This window comes from Mesorhizobium australafricanum, assembly GCF_033977265.1.
In the GTDB taxonomy this organism is placed as follows: Bacteria; Pseudomonadota; Alphaproteobacteria; order Rhizobiales; family Rhizobiaceae; genus Mesorhizobium; species Mesorhizobium australafricanum.
In genome coordinates, this window is sequence record NZ_JAVIIT010000008.1 from 189768 (window position 1) to 210611 (window position 20844).

Annotated in this window: 31 protein-coding genes and 1 riboswitch; of the genes, 13 read left to right on the top strand and 18 right to left on the bottom strand. The window is 63.2% G+C overall.

The annotated features are described in order from the left end of the window. Positions 1-42: 42 nt before the first annotated feature. A complete protein-coding gene (locus tag RFM98_RS17660; protein ID WP_320216968.1) occupies positions 43-687 on the bottom strand; it encodes a response regulator in 645 nt (214 codons plus the stop codon). Beyond that, on the bottom strand, positions 684-2081 hold the full coding sequence (locus RFM98_RS17665; protein ID WP_320310069.1) for a sensor histidine kinase: 1398 nt from the start codon (positions 2079-2081) through the stop codon (positions 684-686). The genes RFM98_RS17660 and RFM98_RS17665 overlap by 4 nt, the downstream gene beginning before the upstream one ends. A gap of 1231 nt (positions 2082-3312) precedes the next feature. Here RFM98_RS17665 and RFM98_RS17670 point away from each other — a divergent pair. Beyond that, positions 3313-3534 (top strand): hypothetical protein, encoded by a 222-nt coding sequence (locus tag RFM98_RS17670; RefSeq protein ID WP_320310070.1) that lies wholly within the window; start codon positions 3313-3315, stop codon positions 3532-3534. A gap of 20 nt (positions 3535-3554) precedes the next feature. On the opposite strand, the gene RFM98_RS17675 is transcribed toward RFM98_RS17670, so the two are convergent. From RFM98_RS17675 to RFM98_RS17690, 4 genes are all read right to left on the bottom strand, one after another. After that, complete coding sequence (locus RFM98_RS17675) at positions 3555-3713, bottom strand: hypothetical protein (protein WP_320310071.1); 159 nt, start codon at positions 3711-3713, stop codon at positions 3555-3557. Positions 3714-3856: 143 nt separating this feature from the next. Further along, a complete protein-coding gene (locus RFM98_RS17680; protein WP_320310072.1) occupies positions 3857-4060 on the bottom strand; it encodes a hypothetical protein in 204 nt (67 codons plus the stop codon). A gap of 176 nt (positions 4061-4236) precedes the next feature. Further along, positions 4237-4617 (bottom strand): YkvA family protein, encoded by a 381-nt coding sequence (locus RFM98_RS17685; protein WP_320310073.1) that lies wholly within the window; start codon positions 4615-4617, stop codon positions 4237-4239. Between the two features lie 58 nt (positions 4618-4675). Then, positions 4676-4858: a hypothetical protein gene (locus RFM98_RS17690; RefSeq protein ID WP_320310074.1), complete on the bottom strand. Its 183-nt coding sequence runs from the start codon at positions 4856-4858 to the stop codon at positions 4676-4678. Between the two features lie 243 nt (positions 4859-5101). On the opposite strand from RFM98_RS17690, the gene RFM98_RS17695 reads away from it, so the two are divergent. Beyond that, positions 5102-5251, top strand: a complete 150-nt coding sequence (locus RFM98_RS17695; RefSeq protein WP_095770090.1) for a hypothetical protein — start codon at positions 5102-5104, stop codon at positions 5249-5251. A gap of 437 nt (positions 5252-5688) precedes the next feature. Here the strand turns inward: RFM98_RS17695 and RFM98_RS17700 are convergent, their stop codons facing one another. After that, positions 5689-6024: a hypothetical protein gene (locus RFM98_RS17700; protein ID WP_320310075.1), complete on the bottom strand. Its 336-nt coding sequence runs from the start codon at positions 6022-6024 to the stop codon at positions 5689-5691. A gap of 246 nt (positions 6025-6270) precedes the next feature. Here RFM98_RS17700 and RFM98_RS17705 point away from each other — a divergent pair, with 246 nt between their 5' ends. The 4 genes from RFM98_RS17705 (at position 6271) to RFM98_RS17720 (ending at position 8831) form a co-directional block, all read left to right on the top strand. After that, positions 6271-6396 carry a hypothetical protein gene (locus RFM98_RS17705; RefSeq protein WP_320310076.1) on the top strand — a complete coding sequence of 42 codons (126 nt, stop codon included), beginning with the start codon at positions 6271-6273 and terminating at the stop codon, positions 6394-6396. Between the two features lie 122 nt (positions 6397-6518). Then, the gene (locus RFM98_RS17710; protein ID WP_320310077.1) at positions 6519-6782 is read left to right on the top strand and encodes a metal-sensing transcriptional repressor; all 264 of its coding nucleotides are present in this window, start codon (positions 6519-6521) and stop codon (positions 6780-6782) included. Between the two features lie 7 nt (positions 6783-6789). Beyond that, a complete protein-coding gene (locus RFM98_RS17715; RefSeq protein ID WP_320310078.1) occupies positions 6790-8118 on the top strand; it encodes a cation diffusion facilitator family transporter in 1329 nt (442 codons plus the stop codon). Then, the gene (locus RFM98_RS17720) at positions 8115-8831 is read left to right on the top strand and encodes a nickel/cobalt transporter (RefSeq protein WP_320310079.1); all 717 of its coding nucleotides are present in this window, start codon (positions 8115-8117) and stop codon (positions 8829-8831) included. Before RFM98_RS17715 ends, RFM98_RS17720 begins: the two co-directional genes overlap by 4 nt. A 114-nt stretch (positions 8832-8945) precedes the next feature. On the opposite strand, the gene RFM98_RS17725 is transcribed toward RFM98_RS17720, so the two are convergent. The 5 genes from RFM98_RS17725 to RFM98_RS17745 form a co-directional block, all read right to left on the bottom strand. After that, entirely contained in the window at positions 8946-10172 is a 1227-nt protein-coding gene (locus RFM98_RS17725; protein WP_320310080.1) for an MFS transporter, read from the bottom strand. A 35-nt stretch (positions 10173-10207) separates the two neighbouring features. Beyond that, positions 10208-10348 carry a DUF1259 domain-containing protein gene (locus tag RFM98_RS17730; protein ID WP_320310081.1) on the bottom strand — a complete coding sequence of 47 codons (141 nt, stop codon included), beginning with the start codon at positions 10346-10348 and terminating at the stop codon, positions 10208-10210. A 42-nt stretch (positions 10349-10390) separates the two neighbouring features. Then, entirely contained in the window at positions 10391-10972 is a 582-nt protein-coding gene (locus tag RFM98_RS17735; RefSeq protein ID WP_320310082.1) for a hypothetical protein, read from the bottom strand. 143 nt (positions 10973-11115) lie between these two features. After that, positions 11116-11856, bottom strand: coding sequence for a CbtA family protein (locus tag RFM98_RS17740; RefSeq protein ID WP_320310083.1), 741 nt, complete (start codon positions 11854-11856; stop codon positions 11116-11118). A gap of 220 nt (positions 11857-12076) precedes the next feature. Next, positions 12077-12286: a CbtB domain-containing protein gene (locus RFM98_RS17745; protein ID WP_112100494.1), complete on the bottom strand. Its 210-nt coding sequence runs from the start codon at positions 12284-12286 to the stop codon at positions 12077-12079. After that, positions 12287-12430: riboswitch (adenosylcobalamin (AdoCbl) riboswitch) on the bottom strand. 84 nt (positions 12431-12514) lie between these two features. Between RFM98_RS17745 and RFM98_RS17750 the strand changes: the two genes are divergently transcribed. Both RFM98_RS17750 and RFM98_RS17755 read left to right on the top strand, forming a co-directional pair. Continuing rightward, positions 12515-13087, top strand: a complete 573-nt coding sequence (locus RFM98_RS17750) for a histidine phosphatase family protein (RefSeq protein WP_320310084.1) — start codon at positions 12515-12517, stop codon at positions 13085-13087. Between the two features lie 170 nt (positions 13088-13257). Then, entirely contained in the window at positions 13258-13530 is a 273-nt protein-coding gene (locus tag RFM98_RS17755; protein ID WP_320310085.1) for a PilZ domain-containing protein, read from the top strand. A gap of 3 nt (positions 13531-13533) precedes the next feature. On the opposite strand, the gene RFM98_RS17760 is transcribed toward RFM98_RS17755, so the two are convergent. Then, a complete protein-coding gene (locus tag RFM98_RS17760) occupies positions 13534-14007 on the bottom strand; it encodes a methyltransferase family protein (RefSeq protein ID WP_320310086.1) in 474 nt (157 codons plus the stop codon). Positions 14008-14291: 284 nt separating this feature from the next. Further along, the gene (locus RFM98_RS17765) at positions 14292-14813 is read right to left on the bottom strand and encodes a DUF6428 family protein (RefSeq protein ID WP_320310087.1); all 522 of its coding nucleotides are present in this window, start codon (positions 14811-14813) and stop codon (positions 14292-14294) included. A gap of 42 nt (positions 14814-14855) precedes the next feature. Here RFM98_RS17765 and RFM98_RS17770 point away from each other — a divergent pair, with 42 nt between their 5' ends. The 3 genes from RFM98_RS17770 to arsC are packed head-to-tail and all read left to right on the top strand — an operon-like array spanning position 14856 to position 16296. Further along, complete coding sequence (locus RFM98_RS17770) at positions 14856-15206, top strand: ArsR/SmtB family transcription factor (protein WP_320310088.1); 351 nt, start codon at positions 14856-14858, stop codon at positions 15204-15206. After that, positions 15203-15901, top strand: coding sequence for an aquaporin (locus RFM98_RS17775; RefSeq protein WP_320310089.1), 699 nt, complete (start codon positions 15203-15205; stop codon positions 15899-15901). The genes RFM98_RS17770 and RFM98_RS17775 overlap by 4 nt, the downstream gene beginning before the upstream one ends. Next, a complete protein-coding gene (arsC, locus tag RFM98_RS17780) occupies positions 15898-16296 on the top strand; it encodes an arsenate reductase (glutaredoxin) (protein WP_320310090.1) in 399 nt (132 codons plus the stop codon). The genes RFM98_RS17775 and arsC overlap by 4 nt, the downstream gene beginning before the upstream one ends. Before the next feature lie 185 nt (positions 16297-16481). Here the strand turns inward: arsC and RFM98_RS17785 are convergent, their stop codons facing one another. Next, the gene (locus tag RFM98_RS17785; RefSeq protein ID WP_320310091.1) at positions 16482-17000 is read right to left on the bottom strand and encodes a GNAT family N-acetyltransferase; all 519 of its coding nucleotides are present in this window, start codon (positions 16998-17000) and stop codon (positions 16482-16484) included. A 29-nt stretch (positions 17001-17029) separates the two neighbouring features. Between RFM98_RS17785 and RFM98_RS17790 the strand changes: the two genes are divergently transcribed. After that, positions 17030-18241 carry an MFS transporter gene (locus tag RFM98_RS17790; protein WP_320310092.1) on the top strand — a complete coding sequence of 404 codons (1212 nt, stop codon included), beginning with the start codon at positions 17030-17032 and terminating at the stop codon, positions 18239-18241. Positions 18242-18247: 6 nt separating this feature from the next. On the opposite strand, the gene RFM98_RS17795 is transcribed toward RFM98_RS17790, so the two are convergent. Together RFM98_RS17795 and RFM98_RS17800 are read right to left on the bottom strand one after the other, a co-directional pair. Continuing rightward, complete coding sequence (locus RFM98_RS17795; RefSeq protein ID WP_320310093.1) at positions 18248-19180, bottom strand: S1/P1 nuclease; 933 nt, start codon at positions 19178-19180, stop codon at positions 18248-18250. 246 nt (positions 19181-19426) lie between these two features. After that, positions 19427-19711 carry a PRC-barrel domain containing protein gene (locus RFM98_RS17800; protein WP_320310094.1) on the bottom strand — a complete coding sequence of 95 codons (285 nt, stop codon included), beginning with the start codon at positions 19709-19711 and terminating at the stop codon, positions 19427-19429. 127 nt (positions 19712-19838) lie between these two features. On the opposite strand from RFM98_RS17800, the gene RFM98_RS17805 reads away from it, so the two are divergent. Continuing rightward, positions 19839-20429: an NAD(P)H-dependent oxidoreductase gene (locus RFM98_RS17805; RefSeq protein ID WP_320310095.1), complete on the top strand. Its 591-nt coding sequence runs from the start codon at positions 19839-19841 to the stop codon at positions 20427-20429. A gap of 64 nt (positions 20430-20493) precedes the next feature. On the opposite strand, the gene RFM98_RS17810 is transcribed toward RFM98_RS17805, so the two are convergent. After that, entirely contained in the window at positions 20494-20814 is a 321-nt protein-coding gene (locus RFM98_RS17810; protein ID WP_320310096.1) for a DUF2934 domain-containing protein, read from the bottom strand. Positions 20815-20844: the final 30 nt, after the last annotated feature.

Sequence of the window (20844 nt, forward strand, 5' to 3'; positions counted from 1 at the left end):
CTACTGCCTACTGCCTACTGCCTACTGCCTACTGCCTACTGCCTATTGCCTTTCCCTCGCCTCATGCATCAGCAGCGCCGCCTCCGTGCGGTTGCGCACATTGAGCTTGGCGAGCACCCTGGTCATGTGATGCTTGACCGTCTTTTCCTGCAGCGACAGCCGGGCGGCGACCTCCTTGTTGCTCAGCCCCTCCGCGACCAGCTTCAGGATCTCGGCCTCGCGGCCGGTGAGCTGGCTGAGCGGATCGGGCTTGCTGCCGGTGGGCTGCAGAAGATCGGAAAGCAGCCTGGCCGAGAGGCTCGGCGATACATAGCTCTGGCCGCCGGCGACATCGCGCAGGATCTCGGCCAGCGCCTTGGAGCCGACGCCCTTCAGCACATAGCCGCGCGCGCCCGCCTTCAGCGCCTGGGCGACGTCGGCGTTGGTTTCCGACACCGTCAGCATGACGATCTTCTGGTCGGGCGTTGCTGAAAGGATGCCGGCGAGCGCATTCAGGCCGCCGCCGGGCATGCTGATGTCGAGCAGAAGAATATCGGGCGTGCTGGCGCGCACCAGCCTTTCGGCGTCCTCGGCGCTGGCGCCTTCGCCCACCAGTTCGAAGCCGCCTATTTCGCTGAGGCTGCGCGCCACGCCCTCGCGAAACAATGGATGGTCGTCGACTATTGCGATGCGGATGGATGTGCTCACGGTTGCTCCTCGACAGACAAGGTGATCACCAGTCTTGTTCCTCCCGGGCCGGTCAGCGTTTCGAACTGCCCGCCGATGCTTTCGATACGTTCCCTGAGACCCGCGAGCCCCAGGCCCTCGCTTCTGGCCGGGTCGAAGCCGGGTCCGGCGTCCAGCACCTCGACCAGGAGCTTGCCGCCCTTCGTCGTGGCTCTGACCTGCTGGCCCTTGCCCTTGCCGTGGCGGTAGGCGTTGTTCAGGCCTTCCTGCACGAAGCGATAGACGCTGATCTTTTCCGAGGTGCCGAGCTCAGGCAAGCGCTCGGGCAGGGTTAGCAACACATTGGTGCTCGTGCGGCGCTCATGCTCGCTCACCGCCAGCCGCAAAATATCGGCGACGGCCTGCGCCTCGATCTGCGGCAGCACCAGTCCGTTGCAGATGCCGCGTATCTCGCGCATCGCTTCGCCGAGCGTCTTGTGTATGCCGGCGATCTCGGCTTCGCGCAGCGTGCTCGGCGTGGCCGGATCGACCAGCACCGGACTGTCCATCCTGAGCGCGGCGAGCGCCACCAGTTGCGCCGGCCCGTCGTGCAGGTCGGCCCCGATGCGCCTCAGATACCGCTCGTTGATGGCGGTGGCGCGGCGCGAGGCGCGCTGAACGCGCTGACGCAGCGACGAATTCTGCGCCAGCGCCGTCTGCAATTCCGAAACCTTGGCCTCGAGCGCCGCCTGCTGCGTGACGATGGTGCGGCTGCCGCGGAAAACGATGCCCGAGAGCAGGGCAAGCGCCGCCGCCGTGGCGCCCGCCACCACCAGCCAGCTCCACAACAGGGCCGAGTGCAGCGATTCCTCGAAGTCGCCGGACAATTCGTAGAATTCGGTGACGGCCACGACCTCGCCTGACCAGGGCTCGCGCACCGGGTTGTAGATTTCCAGCAGCGGAACGCCCATCGACCGCTCCTTGTCGTCTTCCTCGTCCTCGAGCCTGTTGTATTTGACCGTGACGTTGCCGGCGAAAGCGGCAAGCAGGTTGGCGTTGGGCTGGACCTGCCTGCCGATGAGGCTGGCGTCCTTTGAATAGAGGATCGTGCCGTCGCGCCGCCACAACTTGAACGATACAAGCCGTTTCCCAAGCGCGCCCTGGCCGAGCGTCTCGTCCAGCGCCCGCTTGACGGCGTCGTCGAGCTCCTGGCTCTTGCGCATGTCCGGCAGCAGCGGGGCGATGACGCTGTCGACATAGAGTGCGGTGGTCGCGGCGGAATTCTGCATGACGCCGTCACGGATCTGCGATGTCACCCACAGCCCGACCACGAGCATCACGGCCAGAAGGCCAATGCCGCCCGCGATCACGAACTGCAAGGCCAGCGATAGCCCGCTCCAGACTCGTGCGAGTCGTGTTAAATACCTCCCAAACATCGGCACCATTCACCCACCCGTCCGCCAGAGTATAGGTGAGGGAGGGCAATTGCGACACCGACCTTGGTCCGTGCCCGTGGGGAAGGTTAACGGCAGCCGGTTTGCGCGCGCCAGCGGCCCGGATACGCAACGAGAGAAGTTCCTCACGCTCCCAAACAGCAAAAGCCCGCGCCACTCCTGTTGACGGGGAAGACGCGGGCCGGTTGCCACCTGAAATTACAGATGATTTTTTGCAGCGCCGACACAACCACCAATCCGGCCCAACGTCCATACCAAAAGAAGCAAAAAACATATGCCTTGCGGGATATAGCGCCACACCGCGTCCGCCTTGGCCTGGCACGGTCTTTCCATCGGTCGTTGTAGATACAAGTATATAGCGACGGACCTGTCGGATGGTCCGATCCCGGCGGGCCAGGCCGCCTGCCCCGGTACAAGGCACGAAAATCGCAGCAAAATTTGCTCCCAAAAGAAGTCAAGGCCAAGGTCTTGATGGGTCGAACAAGCGCCGCCTATACGATGGACATCACTTTGCTGTTCCTGGCAACGATATGGACGCCGGCACAAAAAACCATAGAAGAAACCAGCGGTTGTCGGTTTTTGAGCTTGAGGCACTGCGGGAGGCTTTCAGGCAGTCCGTTCAAGAGAACGACGTGGCGGAAGCGGAATGGGCGCAGCACGCCGAGCTTTTCGTCAAAAGGACGCTTCAAAAGGGTAGCGCTACCCGGGCCTGAGCGTTCGGGCGCCCAGAAGCCGGATGATTTCAGGTCGAATCGGCCTGGAATGAGAATCCGTCTCCAAACCAAAGGGATGGAGCATGTGGCCCGAACACCGCTTCATGCTTTTCGCAATCATGCTCCAGCCATTCGGACCTTTGCGTTGCTGGGTAGGACCTCAGCGACAATTGCCGGTGCTGCTGGAAACGGACACTCTATCCCTGCGCCGGCTCCCCCCAAGGAAACCCAATGGCCGGCGCTTTAGCCCGGCTTGCCTGTCAAAGAGCCGTACTCTTTTACCGCCAAGGCAAGCCGGGCTACCCCACCTCACATGCTCGATATCGCCTGAGCTCCAGCGCCGGAGAAGTGCGCGCCGCGATGCCGGGAGCCGTGCCCAATACGGACGTTGCAAGGCGCCGAGGTTCCGTCGCCCTCGCTGCGGATTGCGGGACAAGGGGAGCGCCCGACCGTTCGCTTTCGACGGAACGAAAAGCAGGGTCGGCGCGTTTTCTGCCGCGATGTCGAGGATCACTCACCATCACAAGGCCGAAAGGCCTTTTCAAGCCTCGAGTGCCGAGGCGGAGCGCCTGGCGCGTGCGCAAAAGAACGCCAGGCTGAAGGATCTTCGCACCCACGCTTCGTGGTTGGTGCTCGATCCGCAGGCGCTTTTCCAGGAGGAGATCGACTGTTCGGCCTTGCTCGGCGACCTGTCGATCCGAAAGGCCGCCCGCGACGGTTAGAACCTTGTGGCTTCGGACTTTTACGCGACCTGCAATCTGGCTGCGGCATCCTCGCGCGATATCTCGACCAGCCGGGCGATCGCCAACGGCGCCATCAGCGCAAAGAACGCCGTGATATCGAGGAAGATCGACCGCGCCAGATCCAACGTGCTGTGGTCGTAGCACACTGCAAATTCCATAACGCCTGACTCCTCTTGCCTCACCCCTGCGCATGTCGTCTCACACGCTCAACAAGCATGATCCTGATCCGCAACAAATACAAGTGGTTGCTAATTAAGGTAGTGGGTCAGTTTGAAATTCCGAGGCGTTTATCGCAAGCCCGTTAGGTGTGACCCAGCGATGAAAAGATCGCCAGAAGATAGAGGGAGAAGAGTCCTGGCAGGCTCACCACGGCGGCAAAGACAAGTATCAGGATGCGCACGCCAAGTGGTAAATTCCTGACGAAGGTTCCAACTCCAAACAAAAAGATGGCGCCTATGGTCGGGATTCCGACGACGCCCATAAATGATTGGAACGTTTCGCTCATTGTGCGCTTCGCCGTTCTTCTAGATTAAGACGCTACCGGCTTTTTGTTAAAGCTTAGCTTTCAGCGCGTTTTTGTAGGACCGCGCACAGACGGCTTTTCAGCCTCTTTGGCCGCTGACGCATCTGCGGCCAGGTCGAGTGCAATCGATGCCGACCGATGGAACCCGAACGAGACGCCTAAGCCGGCTTCAGCCAGAACAGCCAAGTGAGCGCCAGCGCCGCCAGCGCCCAGAGCGCGATCATGAAGGCGAGACCCGCCTTGCTGACCGGCTTCTCGCGTCGCATGGCCTCTTCGCGGAATTCCTGCATCAGATCGGCGGGAACCAGCTTGACCGCGAGCATGATGCCCAGCGGCACGATCAGCAGGTCGTCGAGATAGCCGATGACCGGGATGAAGTCCGGGATGAGATCGATGGGGCTCAGCGCATAGGCCGCGACGGCGCCCGCGGTGGCTTTTGCGTACCATGGCACGCGCGGATCACGGGCGGCAATCCAGAGCGCCACCACATCGCGCTTGATCCCGCGCGCCCATCGCTTGGCCGTGTAGAGAGCCGACATGCACCTATATACGGGTACGCGGGTCGTCAGGCCAACTTGCGATGGATGGCTCGGCGTCTCAGGCGCAATCCTTCAGTTCGATAACCTCGACGCCGAGGCGGAAGGCCTGGCCATCAGCATAGGAGCGCGCATACTGCTCGGCTTCAAATGGGAAGATGAGCGTCGTGCCGTAGGCGGTAACGCGCACCGTCCACTTCTGGCCCCTGACGAGTTCAACGCCGTGAAGCTCCGCCGCCACCATCTCACCCTCCTCAGATCCGGCACGTTCGCAACATCCGCATAACGTCGCGAAAGTCATTTGAATACAAATAATTCGACGCAATCGTGTCGTTACGATGTCGATTCCGACATTGGGTCGTTTGCGTCAGTGAAATGGTTCACTGACAGAAGCGTTTTTTGCCACCGGCCGCGCGCAGCCGGGATGGTCGCTCGGAACCGCGATGGTTCCGGCGGGTTAGAGTCCCAGTTCGCACAGGAGGTCGCCATGATCCGCAAACTGAAATCCGGCGAATATCGGCTCTATTCGCGCAAAGTCGATCCGAGAACCGGCAAGCGCCGCAATCTCGGAACCTTCAAATCACGCGAAGCGGCTGAAAAGCACGAACGCGAAGTGCAATATTTCAAGCGCCACTAGTTCCCCAGCACAGGGATTTTAACCGCTCGGCTCTTTGTTTGCGTTGGCAGGTGGCGTGCGTTGGAGATTGGCCGAAACGTCCATCGCGATCGTCATTCTAGGGCGGAGCAGGAGCGAAGCTCCGTCGCGAAGACCCTAGAATCCATGCCGTTACCTTCGCCAAGGCGTGCAACGGAGCAAAATTCTGCACCGTAGCGGCGCTTCGAAGTCACGGCATGGATTCTATGGTCTGCGCGCGTCGCTTCGCTCCTTGCTCCGCCATAGAATGACGACGTTGGGAGGCTTCAACCAAATCCCCGGCGTTTGCGCTGATTCCACGGAAATGAACGGAAAAATCTTGTACCAAGACAAACGGCAACCTTTCAAAATCCCCGTGTCGGGGAACTAGAGCAATCCAGCATTCGCGGCGGGGAGGACCGCGCCTCAGCCGCCGGTTTTCACCCATGTGGTCTCGGCGGGGTGCGCGGGCGGGGGTGGCCAGGCACGTTCGAGCCGATATGGTCGAGGTCGCAACGTCTGGTCACCATCTCGACCGACTCGGTGTCGACGCTCACGCGCCCCAGCACCTGCACCGTCGTGCGTCCGAGATCATCGTCGACATGGACGACCTCGCCCTCGAGTCTGAGCTTGTCGCCTGCCTTGGCGTTGGGCTCGACCATCGAATAGCTATGGCCGTCGCCGTCGAGCTTCAGCGTCACCCGGTCGTTGATGCGTTCGACCACCGTGGCGATGACAGCCACGCGGTCGCCTATCTCCACTGCCGGCCGTGTCATTGGGGCCTCCTTTCCGCTCCGCGCGATTTTCGCCGCCGGACCCGGCTGACGCCACGCCGAGTGCCGGCAGCCGCTGAAATAAACGGGAAAACAAGCGTTTGGTTGCCACCGGACGCCGCCGTCGCGGAGCTTGGTTCGTCGCTGCCGCGGAAAAATCAGGTCGCGATATCTCAGGCGGGATTTCCCGCTCGTCTTTATGCCTTGGGAGGCGAGGCAGCACTCGATCAGGCACGGAGCGATAAGGGCATGAATATAGCAACGACGTCATTGGCGCGGCCACCGGCGCCGCCTTCCAGCGACGTGGCGCCGAGTTGGCAAAGCCGCCATGTCGGCCAGCCGCCCGGCCGCTACGCCAGGACGGCCGCGCTTTAGCGACAGGGCAGGCCACGCCAGCAAAGGCGTGGGCGGGCTGATACTTGCCGTTGCGGGCGAAGCGTTGAGGAAGTGGCAGGGCCTGGTTGCGCGTTGCTATATCCTACCCTGGAGGATAGGATATGGGCATGACGATACACAGCTCCCATCCCGATATCATCGTTCGGCTCAAGCGCGCGCATGGCCATCTCGCCGCCGTGCTCACCATGTTCGAGCAAGGCCGTTCCTGCCTCGACCTCGCGCAACAGCTCCACGCTGTCGAAAGCGCCGTCGGCAACGCCAAGCGCGAACTGATCCACGACCATATGGAGCATTGCCTAGTCGAAGGCGGCGAGCCGACCAGGGACACGCTCAAGGAGCTGAAGCAGCTCACCAAATATCTGTGAGGCGGCGATGTGGGAGAAAGTTCTGGACTGGTTCGGCTTCGGCGCGCACGGACATGATCGTGGCGGGCATGGCCACGACCATCACGGAGCGCACGGCCACACGCATGGCGTGATCGACGCGACGATCGCCACCACCGATCGCGGCATATGGGCAATCAAATGGTCATTCGTGATCCTGGTGATCACCGCCGCCTTGCAAATCCTCGTCGTCATGGTCTCGGGCAGCGTGGCGCTGCTTGCCGACACCATCCACAATATCGCCGACGCGACCACGGCCATACCGCTGTGGATCGCTTTCGTGCTGGCGCGGCGCAAGCCGACCCGTATTTTCACCTACGGCCTTGGCCGGGTAGAGGACCTGGCCGGCATAGCCATCGTGCTCATCATCCTGGCGAGCGCGCTCGTCGCCGGATATGAAGCGATCAACCGCCTGTTCAACCCGCACCCGGTCCAGTTCCTGGGCTGGCTTGCCGCAGCCGGCATCATCGGCTTCCTCGGCAACGAGGCGGTAGCCGTCTTCCGCATCCGCGTCGGCCGTCAGATCAACAGCGCGGCCCTGATCGCCGATGGCTATCACGCCCGCACGGACGGGCTCACCAGCCTCGCCGTCGTTGCCGGCGCGATCGGCGTCTGGCTCGGCTACCCGCTGGCGGACCCGATCATCGGCCTGCTCATCACCGTCGCCATCTTCGGCATCGTCTGGCAGTCGGCGCGCTCCGTGCTGACACGCATGCTGGACGGCGTCGAGCCCGGCCTCGTTGGCGAGATTCACCACGCCGCCGAACATGTCGCCGGGATCGAAAAGGTGGTCGACGCCAAGGCCCGCTGGCTTGGCCACAAGCTGCATGTCGACGTTGAGATCGCGGTCAATGACGGGCTGCTGCTTGCCGCCGCGAACAACATCGCCGCATCGCTGAAGGCCGAGCTCTTCGCGCATATCCCCGCGCTCGACGTCGCCACGGTGCGCTTTGCCGAGCCGGAGGCCGAGGGCGGCCACCATCACGCGCCCGATCCGTTCCTGGTGTCGGGCAAGCTGGCCAGCGGGCTGCTCGAAATCGTCGAGACGCCGCAGGGCGAGCGCATGCGGCTGCGCCTCTCGCGTCACGCCGAGGGCCTGCGGGCGAATGTCGCCATCGAGCGCGCCAACGGAGCCGTCGAAAGCCTGCCGCTGTCTCCGGTCGGCGGTGACCACCACTATCTGCAAAGCCTGGTCGCGCCGGCCGAACCGCATGAATTCAGCGCCAGGCTGCAACTGGCGGCTGGTCCCGACAGCGAGGATCTGCCCTTCATGATGGTCGAGCCGGAAGGCCACCACCACGAGCGCGCGCATGGATGATACAGGCGCTTTTTGAGTATCAGCGTGAAATCTACCTGGCTGTGGCGCAACAGCTGAAGTCGTTCGCAACAGACGGCAACTGGCTGGCGCTTCTTGCGGTGTTGCCGATGGGCGTCGTGTTCGGCGCGGCCCACGCGCTGACCCCGGGCCACAGCAAGACGCTGCTTGCCGCCTATATCACCGGCTCGCAGGTGAAGCTGTCGCGCGGGCTGCTGGTGTCGCTGGCGCTTTCCCTAACGCATATCAGCCTTGCCGTTCTGATCGCGGCGCTGGCGCTGCCCGTGGTTTCCATCGCCCTGGGCAGTGTCGGTCGCGCTCCAGCGCTGGAAGCACTTAGCCGAGGGCTGCTCGGGCTTGTTGGAGTTTGGATGATCTGGCGCGCGCTGCGCGGCCGTCACCAACATCATACCCATGAAGGCGAAGCGGTTGGCGTCATGGCTGGGCTCATCCCGTGTCCGCTGACGCTTTTCGTGATGACCTTCGCGATCGCGCGCGGGGTGCCGTGGGCCGGACTGGTGTTCGCCGTCGCCATGATGGCGGGTGTGGCGATTACCCTCGGGATCGTCGTGGCCCTTGCGGTCCTGTTCCGAAAAGGCTCCGTCGCTATCTTCGACCGGTTTGGCTCCAATGCCGCCCGCATCTCGACGCTGTTGGAGATTGTCACCGGGTTGTTCCTGATCGGCGCCGCGGTGCGCCAGTTCTTGGTTGCTTGAGGCCGCATGCTCGCACGACGCAAATGTGCCGGCCGGCAGGTGATCCGAGTGAACTTCCCGCCGCGACTGCTGAAGTCCAAGTGATTGCCATCCTTCCCCGCAACCGGGTCGGTCTCATCGTTCCTCAGGCGGCTTGATGTGGCGGAAAGCCCAGAGCAAAGCCAGGTCATAGAAGATCTTGAGGGCACCGCAGATCACCAGCGGCCAGGCTTCGAACCCCGCAGCAAACAGCGCCCCGGCAATGGCCGGGCTCGCTGCTGCCGCGAGACTGCGTGGAACCGACGTGACACTCGCCGCCGCAGGCCGCTCCGGTGGCGTGACGACTGCCATCACATAAGACGAGCGGGTCGGCACGTCCATCTGGGACAGCGCTGCGCGTGCGAGAAGAAATGCCAGGGAGACGCCGAGATTCGGCACCAAAGCGGCCAGGATCAAGCAAATGCTCGACGGGATGTGAGTGAACACCATCGTATTCACAAGCCCGATGCGCTTCGACAGCCAAGCGGCGACCGGAAAAGAGACCGCCGACAAAACACCCGACCAGAAAAAGAACATCCCGGCGGCCGAAAGCGAAAGCCCGAACTTACTGAACAGCCACAAAGCCATGAGCGACTGCACTGCGAACCCGCCGGCAAATGCGTCGATGCTGAACAAGGCCGCCAGCCTGTAAACAATGGCACGCGACGGCCCAAGCGCCGCAGCGGGCCGGTCCTGTGGAGAGGTTCTCGGACCAGCCGGAATGCGCGCGTACATCAGGCCTCCCGCCACGCCAAGAACCGCGTAAAGGACAAACATTGCCTTCAGCGCCGTGAGCCGCGAAATCCCGATCGTCACCAGGAAATCGGGGCTGGTTGCAGCAAGGGCGCCAAACGCTGCCGCCAGCGCACCTAGCAGGCTGTAGCGTGCGAACGCCTTCGTGCGGTCCGCATCCGCGACAAGCCGCGACAGGACGGCATGCTCCAGCGGAACGAAGATGCTGACGCTTCCCGATGAGGGATTGATCGTGCCCACGAACGCCACGAGCAGTACAAGCGCATAGCTGCGTGACTGCGTATAGGCCAGCCCGGTTGCGATCATCAGGCAGGACGCAGCTACAAGCAGGGTACGCCGGTCCGCGTGCACCGCCAGGAACCCGATACCGAGCGTCAATAATGCCGAACCAAGGAGTGCGACGGTCGCGACGATACCGATCTCAAGCGGTCCGAGACCGATCGCCGCCAGATATACAGGCAGGAGCACAGCGGCAAAGCCGTCGCCAAAATCCCGAAGGGCCCGCGCCGCGTAGATGTCCGCGGCTCGGCCTTTCCTTTCGTAGTTCGGCTGTTCGACACCGCGGGCCAACGTAGCTCCCTTCGGAATTTCGAACGGATTGTAGGTCAGCCGCCCGTCCTGAGGTGCACTTGATCGAGCGCGAGCTTCAGCCCCCTGGCCAACTTCCCAACGTCGTCATTCGCCCGGAAATGCGTGAAGAATAGCTGGGTTTCGTCGTCGAGCATATGGTTGTGCACGGCGGTCACCTATCCGGCTTTCCCGCATGGCTTTCAGCACCGGGAGTAGCTCTAGGCCGCTCGGCTACGCGGCGCGCCGAAGATCGACCAGCCGCCGGCGATGAGCACCGCTGTCACGGCAAGCAGCGCCGCCAGGCTCGGCAGGTGGAAGAACATGTCCCGCCACCTGGGCTCGACGACCGCGCCGGTGCTGAAACTCTCGCCGCTGAACTGGCAAAGAATCCAGGAGGCGCCGCTGCGCACCATATCGGCATCGATGTCGGAGATCAGCGCCCTCGCGTCGCGTTCGGCAGAGGGCATCGTCGCCATATAGGTGAGCAGCGCCTTGGCGGTGGCGAGATAGCCATGGCTGCATTCGTTGAACGGGCTTTCCTCATCACCGAGGCTTCCCGGCATCAGGCCCCAGAGGCAGTAGGTGTATTGCAGATTGCCGTGATTATAGAGCCGCCGGAAGGTCGGATCGGTCACGGTCTGGCGCCGGGCGAGGTCGAGGATGTCGCCGCGATAGCGCGCGATCACCGCCATCTGGCCATGGGTCAGGCTGGGGATCTGGATGCCGGGGGGAGGGGGCGTGGAGGACCCGCTATGCGCTTGCGCCGATGCCGCGGTCAGAAGCGCGAGCAACGCCGCCATCGAGCAATTCCAGGAAAAGTGTAATGCGGTTTTCCGTCCGGAATTGCGAGAAAACAAAAGACCAAAGTGGTTCAGCGGTCGTATCGACCGTTGAGCCAATTTGGCCGCCAGGGCGCAGAACCGTGGCGGCCAACGCATGGATTTCAGGCGTAGCGGCGTGCCGGGCCGCGCTGGTCGCGCGCCGCGACCACGCGCGCGGCAACCGCGCCGAAGCCGAGCCCGACGACGGTCCACAGCACGAGCTGGATGCCGAGCGAGGCAACGCGGAACTGCCACAGCACGATCGCCGAGAAGTTCTCCGGCACTTCGTTGATGTCGGGCAACGCCGCCTTCACCAGCGCGAAGACCACAAGGAAGGCGAGCCCGGCCACGATCGAGGCGTTCCAGGCGCCGAGCTGGTTCCACAGCCGCTGTGCCAGCCCAACCGCCGCCACCATCGCCGCGATCGAGATCACGATCATGATGAAGAATAGCTCGGTGCGATAGGCGATGGTTTCGGGATTGCCGACCGCGGGTGGGTTCGCCGGGTATTTGAGGCTGGGCACGACGATCACGGCGAGGAAGCCGAGCAGCGCCAGCAGCGCCGAGGTGCCGCGAGGCCCGAGCGAGCCCAGACGGCCATAGGCATAGGCGAAGACCAGCGAGAACAGCCCGCCAAGAGCGGCGCCATAGACCAGCACGCCGGTTGCGAGACCAATGCCGGCCTGTGTGGCGCGGCTGACCATCTCGGGCTCTGGCGCCTCGCCGGCCGCCTGCGCCTGCTGTTCCTCGTAGGCGATCGCCTTGTCGACCTGCGGCTCGCCATAGACGCGGGCGAAGGCGAACGCCAGAATCCCCGCGACCAGCCCGACAAGCATGCCGCGCAGCAAAAGTTTTCCGACCATGTCACTAATCCCTCTGAGCAATTCCAGGAAAAGTGCGTAGCGGTTTTCCGTCCGGAATTGCGTTCAACCAATCAAGCAATTCCAGGAAAAGTGCGTAGCGGTTTTCCGTCCGGAATTGCGTTCAACCAATCAAGCAATTCCAGGAAAAGTGCGTAGCGGTTTTCCGTCCGGAATTGCGTTGAGCCAGAATCGAAAGCGAGTTCAGCGATGCCGAACCGCTTTAGTGGCAGGGGAAGCCGAGCAGGTGGCGGCCGTCATGCACGAATTCGTGCACCGCCGTGCCGCGGATCAGCGACGTCGCGCCTTCTTCCGCGCCGACGAAATAGATCATCAGCATCAGCATCAGGCCGGCGAAGATGGCCCAGGGCAGAAGCTCGCGAACCGGAATCGCAACCGGACCGTAGCTGGGGGCGAAGGTGGTGTCGGACATATTGACCTCCCGTGGGATACTGCGTCCCGTTGATCGAACAATGCTGCGGAATAAGGCCTGACTTTCGGCTGGTGCCGATTACAGTGGCGCGACCGTGCCGGACTCGCACCGGCTTCCAATCCCGTATAGCGCTAAAACACTTGTCAGCACTTCGTTCGCCTGTCAACGACATGTAATGGCGGCACGGCTTCGTGAGGCCTATTTTTTGACTGGGCCACGGAGTTTTTCATGCTCGCCCGCCTGACGATGATCGCAAGCGCTGCGACGCCCGGCATGCGCAAGGGCCGCTTTCCGAAGGAGGAGGCGCCGGAGGCGCGGGCCCTTGAGCGTGCGGGCGCGCTGGCCGCTTCGCTGCGCCGCGCCGATCGCGTCTGGACAAGTCCAGCACTTGCCGCGCGGCGGACGGCCGAGGCGCTTGGCCTTGACGCCACGGTCGAGCAGTTGCTTGCCGAGCAGGATTTCGCGCGCTGGGCCGGCAAAGGCTTCGAGGAGGTGCAGGCCCAGGACCCGGAAGGCATGGCGGCCTGGCTCGCCGACGCGGACGCAGCGCCCCATGGCGGCGAATCGCTTGCCGCCGTCGCCCGGCGCGGTGCCGCGCTGATGGAGCGCCTTGCCGGCGAGAGCGGCCACACCATCGCGCTCACCCATGCCGCGCCGATCCGCGCCGCCATGGTGCATGTGCTGGGCGCGCCGCTTTCCTCGGTGTGGAAGATCGACATCGAGCCGCTGTCGCTCACCGAGTTCCGAAGCGACGGCCGCCGCTGGGTGCTGCACTCAAGCGGCGTCGTCGTCGCCGGCTGAGCAGTCGGGCGTGAACGGTCCGCCGGCGGATCCTCTCACGCTTGGATAGCCGTTCGGCGCGATATCAAGCTGCCTTACCCTTTTCAGCGATCGCTAACGGAACGGAAACGCCTCGCTGCTATGGTGCCGCCCCGTGGCGAGGAGGACCGCGCCCGAGGAGCCCGCCGGATATGGCCAAATTTCCCGAGACCGAGCGCCGTCTTCATGTGCGCGAATTCGTGCTCAAGGAAGCCACGATCATTGCCGGCGGCGTCAGGATCGGCTGCTCGGTCAGGAACCAGCACCATCATGGCGCGGAATTGCGCGTGAGCGTGGATGTCGACATCCCGGAACGCTTCCTGCTCGAGGTTCCGGCCGACGATACAGTCTATCGCGCTTTGGTGCGCTGGCGGCGCAACGACCGGATCGGCGTGGCGCTCTACAGCAATGCGCTGAAGGACTGACGCTCAAACATAGCGGCGCACGCTCGCCTGGTAGGCGCGGTAGGGTTCGCCGAACTTGCGTTCCAGATAGGCTTCCTCGCGCAGCACCACGCCGTAATGCAGGATCGGGAAGCTCGCGACGAGGGCGACGACGGCCCACCAACTGTCGAAGAGAAGCCCGATTCCGAGAAGCAGCCCCATCAGGCCAATATAGAGCGGGTTGCGGGTGAAGCCGAACGGACCGCTGGTGATGATCGCGGTGGTCGGCAACGTCGGGTTCACATTGGTGCCGCCGCGCAACATGGTGGAGCGTCCCCAGGCGATGATCGCGATCGCGAGTGCTGCCAGCACGATGCCGAGCACGATGGTGAGCGGCCTGCCGCCGATGGCCAGCGGCCAGACATAGCGCAGCGCCAGCATCACGATCAGCGCGACGAGAAAGAGCAGCGGCGGGAACACCGCAACGCCGGGATTGTCCGCCTTGTCGTCCGTGGCCATCTTCGCCGGTCCTGAGAAAACCATGCGAATTACTATGCATCCGCGCCGGCCGTGCGGCAATCGCCGCAATCACCGACTGTTAAGGCCGCGGCGCTATGCAAGCGCCTGCCCATTGGAACGCAACCGCGGCGCGCGCGTTCATTGCTGCCGATCAACAGGGAATTTCGCGCATGAGCAGGACAGCCGTTTGGGTGGCGCTGATCGCCATCGTTCTCGTGGCTCTTTACCTGTTGCAGGCCAATGGCATGATCAGATTCTAGCGGCGCCGCGCGACCGTCGCGGAGTTAACAGCAGCGGCTCGTGCCGCAGCAGGACTCGCTTGCAGCCTTCTGTTCCTTCAGCCAGCGGTCACGCGGCTTGCAGCTTGCCGGCCGCGGCGACAGCTCAACCTCCACGGCCTCGCCAACCAGGCTTGGCTGCGCTGCCCGGTGCAGTTCCATCGGGCGGACGCCGTCGCTGACCTCGAAGGTCAGCTTCGCCGCCTGATCGAGAGCGACGTGATCCGAGACCTTGCGGATGATCGCGGCGAACTTGCCGGCCGGCATATGGATCGGCCCGCCCTCGTCCACGTCCCATAGCTGGACGAAGATTTCCGACCATGATTCCGGATTCGCTTCGCAATCCAGCGCCGAGAACTGCCCCGCCTTCACCTCGGTGACGTGGTAGCCCGGCTTCACCGGCCGCCCGTCATAGCGGAACACCAGCGGCCTGTCCTTGTAACCGGCCAACGCGCCCAGCAGGTCGCCGATGGTCAGGTCGGAGGGGTCAATTGGGGCGACGTTTTTCTGATTGTCAGAAGACAGCATGTCGGCTATTCCTCATTTCAATATTTCAAGGATTATTGAAACGTGGATGAACGTCAAGCCCTGACCGCTTTTGGCGCGCTGTCGCAGGAAACGCGCCTGCGCCTGTTGCGCCTGCTGGTCGTTGCCGGACCGGAAGGCATAGCCGCCGGCTCGCTCGCCGGACAGGTCGAGGTCTCGCCGTCCAATGTCAGCTTCCATCTTAAGGAACTGGAAAGGTCTGGCCTCGTGACCGCGCGGCGTGATGCCCGCTCGATCGTCTACAGCGCCGAATACGACGCGCTGTCCGGGCTTATCCGGTTCCTGATGGAGGATTGCTGCTCGGGCCGTCCGGAAATCTGCGCGCCGGCGCTTGCCGCGCCTTGCTGCCAGCCGGGCGAGGGGGCCCGGCGATGAGCACCTTCGATCTGTCGCGCCGGTTCGCTTCTGAAGCCCTGGGCACCGGTCTCCTGGTGGCGACAGTCGTCGGCTCCGGCATCATGGCCGACGCGCTGACGCATGACACCGCGCTGGCGCTGCTTGGCAACACGCTTGCAACCGGCGCCATGCTGGTGGTGTTGATCACCATCCTTGGGCCGATCTCCGGCGCGCATTTCAATCCCGCCGTCTCGCTGGTGTTCTGTCTCAACCGGTCGCTGCCTGCCCGCGATCTTCCCGCCTATCTGGTGGCGCAGGTCGCCGGCGGCATTGCCGGCACGATCGCGGCGCATCTCATGTTCGCCCTGCCGATGCTGGAGGTCGCGACGAAGCTGCGTACCGGGCCGGCACAGTGGTTCTCCGAAGGCGTCGCGACTTTTGGACTTGTCGCCGTCATCCTTGCCGGCCTCCGCTTCGAACTGAAGGCCGTGCCGTGGCTGGTCGGTCTCTATATCACGGCGGCCTATTGGTTCACGGCGTCCACGTCCTTCGCCAATCCCGCCGTCGCTGTGGCGCGCTCGCTGACCAACACCTTCTCCGGCATCAGGCCGCTCGACCTGCCGGGCTTCGTCGTCGCCGAATTGCTCGGCGCCCTGATCGCACTTGCGCTGATGGGCTGGCTGCTCAAGCCCGAAACCGTTCAGCAATCCCAGCCACTGAAAGCAGAGCCATGACGGTCACGATCTATCACAACCCCGATTGCGGCACCTCCCGCAACACGCTGGCCATGATCCGCGCCAGCGGCGAAGAGCCTGTCGTGATCGAATATCTGAAGGCGCCGCCGAGCCGCGAGCGGCTGCTCGAACTGATCGCGGCGATGGGGATCGCTCCGCGTGAGTTACTGCGGGAGAAAGGAACGCCTTACGCCGAGCTTGGCCTCGCCGAGTCGAAATGGAGTGACGACGAGCTGATCGATTTCATGCTCGCCCATCCGATCCTGATCAACCGCCCGATCGTCGAAACGCCGAAGGGCACGAGGCTATGCCGGCCGTCGGAAGCGGTGCTGACGCTGCTCGACAATCCGGTGCGCGAATTCGTCAAGGAAGACGGCGAGAAGGTCGCCTATTAGGCTCCCGCCCGATGCATGTCGCCCAAAAGTGCGCAGCGGTTTTTGGGAAAACGACATGCATGAAAACAACTGCATGTCGCCCAAAAGTGCGCAGCGGTTTTTGGGAAAACGACATGCATGAAAACAACTGCATGTCGCCCGAAAGTGCGCAGCGGTTTTGGGAAAACGACGTGCACTAAAACAACTTAGAGCGTCAGATGCTTCATGAAATAGATGGACGCCTTTGGTTTGCCGAGGGGGTCGACGAAGTGATGCGGCACGACACCGACTTGCTGCCAGTTCATGCGCCGATAGAGCCGTTCGCTCGCTCCGCCCTCGGCGGTGTCGAGAAGGAGCAGGGTACGCTTTCTCTTCCTTGCCTCGTCCTCGACGGATGCCATGAGCGCGGAACCGATGCCTTGCCGCTGGAAATCTCGATGAACGAGAAGCATGTAAACCTCTGCCCGGTGCAGCGCATTCGGTTCCGGCGACAGATAGAGCTGCACGGTGCCGACGAGATTGCCGTCGAGATAGGCGCAGATGAGAAGGCGTTCCCCGTCCGCCACGAAGGGGAAGATGCCTTGCCAATAGGACTGCGCCTGTTCGGCGCCGAACGGCAGGACAAAGCCGACGAGCGCCCCATCCTCGATGCTCTGCATCAATATCTCGGCAAGGGCGCCAAGCTGCGCCTTTGCCTCGGCCTCGTCGATCACCGCGATACGCATGTGCTCTCCCATTTGAGGCTCGATAGATAATGGGCTTTGAGCAATCCGTGAAGGCCGAAGTGCCTGCGCCGGTCGCGCGAGATCGCCATGTCCTTGTTTCGGCACTCGGCGTCACGCAGATCCTCGCCTGGGGATCGTCCTACTACCTGCCCGCGGTGCTTGCCCAGCCGATTGCCAGGGACACCGGCTGGTCGCTCGCCTCGGTCGTGGCCGGGCTGTCCTGCGGGCTCCTGCTTGCCGGGCTCGTGTCCCCCATCACCGCGCGGCTGATCCAGCGCCACGGCGGGCGGCCGGTGCTTGGCGCCAGCTCGCTGCTGCTGGCGACCGCGCATTTGCTGCTGGCGTCGGCTACCGCCTATCCGCTTTATATGCTGGCCTGGCTGCTCATGGGCCTGGGCATGGCGAGCGGTCTTTACGACGCCGGCTTCGCCACGCTCGGGCGGCTCTATGGTCAGGGCGCGCGCAGCGCCATCACCAACTTGACGCTGTTCGGTGGTTTCGCCAGCACCGTCGGCTGGCCGCTCAGCGCCTTCCTTGTCGAGCATGGCGGATGGCGCATCGCCTGCCTTTCCTACGCGGCCATCCATCTGGCGATCTGCCTGCCGCTCCACCTCTGGGTGATTCCGCCGCCTCCGGCCGCGGCGCCAGCGCCGGTGAGAGCCGAGCGGAAGGAGGCGTTGCCCGAAGGCTGGGCGCGGACACGCTTCATTCTGCTGGCCTCCATCCAGACATTGGCCGCGATGATCGCGTCCATGCTCTCCGTGCATCTGCTCACGCTGTTGCAATTGCGCGGCGTTGGCCTGGCAGCCGCCGTCGGTCTTGGCGCCTTGGTCGGCCCGTCACAGGTCGGCGCGCGGGTGGCCGAGCTGCTGATCGGCCGCAACCGGCATCACCCGATCTGGACGATGCTGACATCCGTGTCGCTGCTGGCGACCGGTGTCTGGCTGCTCCTGGCGAGCCAGACCGTCGTTGCGCTCGCTCTGATCCTTTATGGCGCCGGCAACGGCATCCATACGATCGCGCGCGGCGCGCTGCCGCTCGTGCTGTTCGACCCGCAGCAATACGCTGCGCTGATGGGCAAGCTCGCGACGCCGAGCCTCATTGTCCAGGCGGCGGCTCCCTCGATCGGAGCGCTGCTCTTGGGCGTGGGCGGCGTAAATCTTGTCCTGGCGGCACTTGCCTTGGCCGCGACCGTCAATGTCGGGCTTTGCGCCTGTCTCGTCGCGGCCGTGCGCCGATGACCAGGCCTACTTGTCCGCCGCCAGCAGCCCGTTGAGGATGTCGGCCAGATGCAGGCCGCCGAGCGCCAACTGCTCGACCGCCGCCGGCGAGAACTGGTCGAAATAGGCCTGGTCGAGGATCACAGCGTGCGGGTTGTCCGACTTGATCTGCGTGCCCTTCGGCAGCGCGCGATAGGCGTCTTCGGCCTTCTCATGGCATTCGGCCAGCCATTTCTCCGGCGTGCCGTCGGCCGCCGGCGTCGATGGCAGATGCGGGATGATGTCGGTCTCGATGTCGAGCGCGACCTTGCCCCAGTCATAGTATTTGAACAGGATCAGGCTTGAATCCCACACCGCATGGAAGGTGGTGAGGTCGCGATAGGTAGAGCCGTCCGGCTTCGGCCGGTAGACGTTGAAACTCACCGTCAGCGTGTTGCCGCCCTGGTCGCCCTGGTTCCCGTCCATGCGCTCGACGCAATGCAGCGGCTGCGACAGGTCGCCGACCAGATGGATGACGAAGGCCAGCGCCTGCCAGCGCTCCTCGTCGCTCTTTGCCGGATCGGCCAGGATCTTCTCCTGCGCCGGCAGCGCCCTCATCAGGCAGAAGCCGAAACTCGCATTGTCCTTGCAATCGCGCGCCGGGTCGTAGGCGGTGGTGCTGGCGCTCGCATCCCCGGGCTTCGACGCCAGCGGAATGTCGATGAAATGCCAGTTCGACGTTTCCTTGTGGTTTTCGGCTCGGTAGTCGTCGGCCCAGCTTGCCACCGAGGCCAGCGAGACGGTGGCCGGCGGCTTAAGCTTCAGATGCGAGCGCAAAAGCTGCTCGATCACCTCATAAGCGTTCTGGCTCAGCCTATGCTGCGCGATCTCGGCGATCACCGCATGCCCCTCCTGGCCCCAGGCCAGCGCCTGGCCGCACATCGCGCCACTCATCGACATCGCCGCCAGGGAAAATGCCACCGCAGCTTTCCACCTCATCGCCATGCCTCTCCAGACCGGAAGTTCGATATGCAAGTACAATGAAAGCTTGTGACATGGACATGAACAATCTCACGAACGCGAGATTTGGGTGAGGCGGAGCAACAGGCAATCTGCGTTGAAGCTCGTCAGGCCGGCGATCATATTTGCAGCGCCGCGCAAAAAACCGGCCCCGCAATTGCCGGGCCGGATTCTTCTGAGTCATTCGCAATCGCGAAGCGCTCTTCTTCAGTCGCGATGCTCCGGCATCGCCTTGAGCTGGTCCTTCGTCCAACTGGTGACGGCATGCACGTCGCCGTCCTCGTCGCGCATGAAATCGAGCTGGCTGGCGGTGACGGCCACCGGCTTGGCGCCGATGCCGAGGAAGCCGCCGACATCGATGACGACCTGGCTGCCGTGCAGGTGATCGACGGAACCGATTTTCTCGTCGTCAGGGCCGTATATGGTCGCGCCCTCGAGGATAGTCGGCGTCAGCTCGGCGTTCGTCAGCCTTACGTGGTTGGTGTGGTCCATGACAGTCTCCTGTGGGTTAGACAGGAGGAACCCCCGGACATGGCCAGGTGTTCCGTCCAAGCGCTTGATCGCCGCTTCCCATTTATTGCGCGAAAGCTAATATGCCTTATTTCAGAAGGCGAAAGTAATGAAGATCAATGTCGTCTATGCGCATCCATTAGCCGACAGCTACCAGGCCTCGCTCCACAATCGCATTGTCCGGACCCTCAAGGACAGGGGTGACGAGGTCGTCGATTTCGATCTCCATGCCATGAACTTCAATCCCGTGATGCAGGCCGCGGAGAGACGCGGCCACTTCGATCTTAATCAGATACCCAAGGACCTGCAGGTCTATATCGATGCGTTGAGGTGGGCTGAAGCCTGCGTGTTCTGCTTCCCGACATGGTGGTCGGGCATGCCTGCGATACTGAAGGGCTATTTCGACCGCGTCTGGCGGCCCGGCATCGCCTACGAGGTGCCGGCGGATGGCGGCGCCATCAAGCCTCTGCTTCTCAACATCCGCCGCATGGGGGTGGTGACCACGTGCGGATCGCCCTGGTGGTACACGGAACTTTATATGCAGAATCCGGGAAAGAAGGTGTTGCTGCGGGGCCTGAAGACAATGTGCGGCCGCAACGTGAAGCATCTCTACATGACGAGATATTCCGTCGAGGGCATTTCCACCGAGAAGCGGGAAGCGTTCGCGGTCAAAGTGGAGCGCCGGTTCGAGACGTTCTGAGCGACGGCATTCGTCGCCGCCAACCCAGCGTGGCGCCGGCCGTATCGGCTTTTTCCCGGCGCAGTTAGCGTTTCTTGGCCGTAAGGCTCCGTGCCGCCTGCTCGATCGCCGCGCGGTCGTTGCCCAGCCTGTCGAGCAACTCCTGGGCTTCTTCGGCCGATATGCCGGTGCGCATGGCAAGCGCCTCCACCGTCAGCACATCCGTGCTGTCGATCTCGCGCGTTTCGGGCAGCGCATCGTCCGCCGTCAGCGGCAGGGCCGCTTCGCGGTCGATTTCCATTTCGGCCTGTTGCCAGTGCCGTTCATGGTTGCCAAGGATACCGCCCTCGCGTTGAAAGATATCATAGGCACGCTGCCTGATCTTCTCGGTCCGATCGTCGTCCATCGCCGTTCCTCCTTGCGTGTCACAAGAACG

Coding starts and splice junctions, on each gene's coding strand:
- RFM98_RS17715 (WP_320310078.1), top strand. CDS start 6,790: ATGTGGGAGAAAGTTCTGGACTGGTTCGGCTTCGGCGCGCACGGACAT.
- RFM98_RS17755 (WP_320310085.1), top strand. CDS start 13,258: ATGGCCAAATTTCCCGAGACCGAGCGCCGTCTTCATGTGCGCGAATTC.
- RFM98_RS17710 (WP_320310077.1), top strand. CDS start 6,519: ATGGGCATGACGATACACAGCTCCCATCCCGATATCATCGTTCGGCTC.
- RFM98_RS17675 (WP_320310071.1), bottom strand. CDS start 3,713: ATGGAATTTGCAGTGTGCTACGACCACAGCACGTTGGATCTGGCGCGG.
- RFM98_RS17740 (WP_320310083.1), bottom strand. CDS start 11,856: ATGGTCGGAAAACTTTTGCTGCGCGGCATGCTTGTCGGGCTGGTCGCG.
- RFM98_RS17785 (WP_320310091.1), bottom strand. CDS start 17,000: ATGCGTATCGCGGTGATCGACGAGGCCGAGGCAAAGGCGCAGCTTGGC.
- RFM98_RS17705 (WP_320310076.1), top strand. CDS start 6,271: ATGAATATAGCAACGACGTCATTGGCGCGGCCACCGGCGCCGCCTTCC.
- RFM98_RS17685 (WP_320310073.1), bottom strand. CDS start 4,617: ATGTCGGCTCTCTACACGGCCAAGCGATGGGCGCGCGGGATCAAGCGC.
- RFM98_RS17810 (WP_320310096.1), bottom strand. CDS start 20,814: ATGGACGACGATCGGACCGAGAAGATCAGGCAGCGTGCCTATGATATC.
- RFM98_RS17805 (WP_320310095.1), top strand. CDS start 19,839: ATGAAGATCAATGTCGTCTATGCGCATCCATTAGCCGACAGCTACCAG.
- RFM98_RS17750 (WP_320310084.1), top strand. CDS start 12,515: ATGCTCGCCCGCCTGACGATGATCGCAAGCGCTGCGACGCCCGGCATG.
- RFM98_RS17800 (WP_320310094.1), bottom strand. CDS start 19,711: ATGGACCACACCAACCACGTAAGGCTGACGAACGCCGAGCTGACGCCG.
- RFM98_RS17690 (WP_320310074.1), bottom strand. CDS start 4,858: ATGGTGGCGGCGGAGCTTCACGGCGTTGAACTCGTCAGGGGCCAGAAG.
- RFM98_RS17745 (WP_112100494.1), bottom strand. CDS start 12,286: ATGTCCGACACCACCTTCGCCCCCAGCTACGGTCCGGTTGCGATTCCG.
- RFM98_RS17695 (WP_095770090.1), top strand. CDS start 5,102: ATGATCCGCAAACTGAAATCCGGCGAATATCGGCTCTATTCGCGCAAA.
- RFM98_RS17790 (WP_320310092.1), top strand. CDS start 17,030: ATGGGCTTTGAGCAATCCGTGAAGGCCGAAGTGCCTGCGCCGGTCGCG.
- RFM98_RS17760 (WP_320310086.1), bottom strand. CDS start 14,007: ATGGCCACGGACGACAAGGCGGACAATCCCGGCGTTGCGGTGTTCCCG.
- RFM98_RS17735 (WP_320310082.1), bottom strand. CDS start 10,972: ATGGCGGCGTTGCTCGCGCTTCTGACCGCGGCATCGGCGCAAGCGCAT.
- arsC (WP_320310090.1), top strand. CDS start 15,898: ATGACGGTCACGATCTATCACAACCCCGATTGCGGCACCTCCCGCAAC.
- RFM98_RS17775 (WP_320310089.1), top strand. CDS start 15,203: ATGAGCACCTTCGATCTGTCGCGCCGGTTCGCTTCTGAAGCCCTGGGC.
- RFM98_RS17700 (WP_320310075.1), bottom strand. CDS start 6,024: ATGACACGGCCGGCAGTGGAGATAGGCGACCGCGTGGCTGTCATCGCC.
- RFM98_RS17670 (WP_320310070.1), top strand. CDS start 3,313: ATGTCGAGGATCACTCACCATCACAAGGCCGAAAGGCCTTTTCAAGCC.
- RFM98_RS17665 (WP_320310069.1), bottom strand. CDS start 2,081: ATGTTTGGGAGGTATTTAACACGACTCGCACGAGTCTGGAGCGGGCTA.
- RFM98_RS17720 (WP_320310079.1), top strand. CDS start 8,115: ATGATACAGGCGCTTTTTGAGTATCAGCGTGAAATCTACCTGGCTGTG.
- RFM98_RS17680 (WP_320310072.1), bottom strand. CDS start 4,060: ATGAGCGAAACGTTCCAATCATTTATGGGCGTCGTCGGAATCCCGACC.
- RFM98_RS17765 (WP_320310087.1), bottom strand. CDS start 14,813: ATGCTGTCTTCTGACAATCAGAAAAACGTCGCCCCAATTGACCCCTCC.